Here is an 826-nt window from a genome sequence, read left to right as displayed (position 1 = left end):
AAATAGCCAAAAATCATCGCCCACTATCAGTCCATACGAAATAGGGCGAGATACGATAGTGTGATAGCCCTCATACTCTAGCTCAAATCCTATGATTTCTTTTGTGCTAAAAATCATCGAGTAGATGACATCATCAGTGCTTTGATATAGCTTTGAGTATTCTTTAGGCAAGCTATCTAGGGCAAAAAATCCAAACTGCCCCGCTAGCATTTGCGCAGAATCAAAATCGCCCATTATGATATTTGGCATCATCGAATATATGAGGTATAAGATTTCGGATTTGGAGCGGTAGATTTCGCTTGTGTGGAAGCTTTTGTCTATCTCATAGGCAAGCAATATTGCAAGGATTATCGCGCTAAAAAAAAGAGAGAAAATTTTAAAATAAATGCTTGAAATAAGTTTCATTTGATTCCTAGATTTTAGATTTTGCTTTTTTTTAGGTTTTGCTTTTTTGGTGGGATTTGTTTTGGGCTATGATTTTGTCGCATTTTATCTGTATGATTTTTGTAAGCAAGATTATATCAAAAATGAAGTTTTTGCGCAAAATCCACATAAAGTAGCACAAAGTAAGCGGATAAAATGTGGCTAATATGACAAATGTGGCAAATGCGGGGTTGCAAAAGGCTTAGGGATTTTTGTAGATTAACGATGCTATGAGCATATTTTGGAAAGAAAATAAACTTGCAGATTTTATGTTTGTAAAATCTCGCGCTATGGCAATCTGTGCTATGAAAATCTAGTCTGCGATTTTTTCTTGCCACAGCCTGCCACAAAAAGCTAAGCAGGCTAAACAATCAAAAAACTAAAAAGCAGATTTTTAAAGGCT

2 protein-coding genes are annotated in these 826 nt (G+C 35.5%); both read right to left on the bottom strand.

The window, feature by feature from the left end; all coding sequences use genetic code 11:
• Positions 1 to 405: hypothetical protein (locus ACWIX0_RS13900; RefSeq protein ID WP_454174573.1), on the bottom strand; the 405-nt coding region annotated here is incomplete at its 3' end.
• A 116-nt stretch (positions 406 to 521) separates the two neighbouring features.
• On the bottom strand, positions 522 to 761 hold the full coding sequence (locus ACWIX0_RS13895; protein WP_454174572.1) for a hypothetical protein: 240 nt from the start codon (positions 759 to 761) through the stop codon (positions 522 to 524).
• Between the last annotated feature and the right edge of the window lie 65 nt (positions 762 to 826).

Source organism: Helicobacter sp. T3_23-1059, from assembly GCF_053654515.1.
The sequence above is the reverse complement of the archived record's forward strand: the minus strand, read 5'-3'. Positions and strand labels throughout refer to the sequence as shown.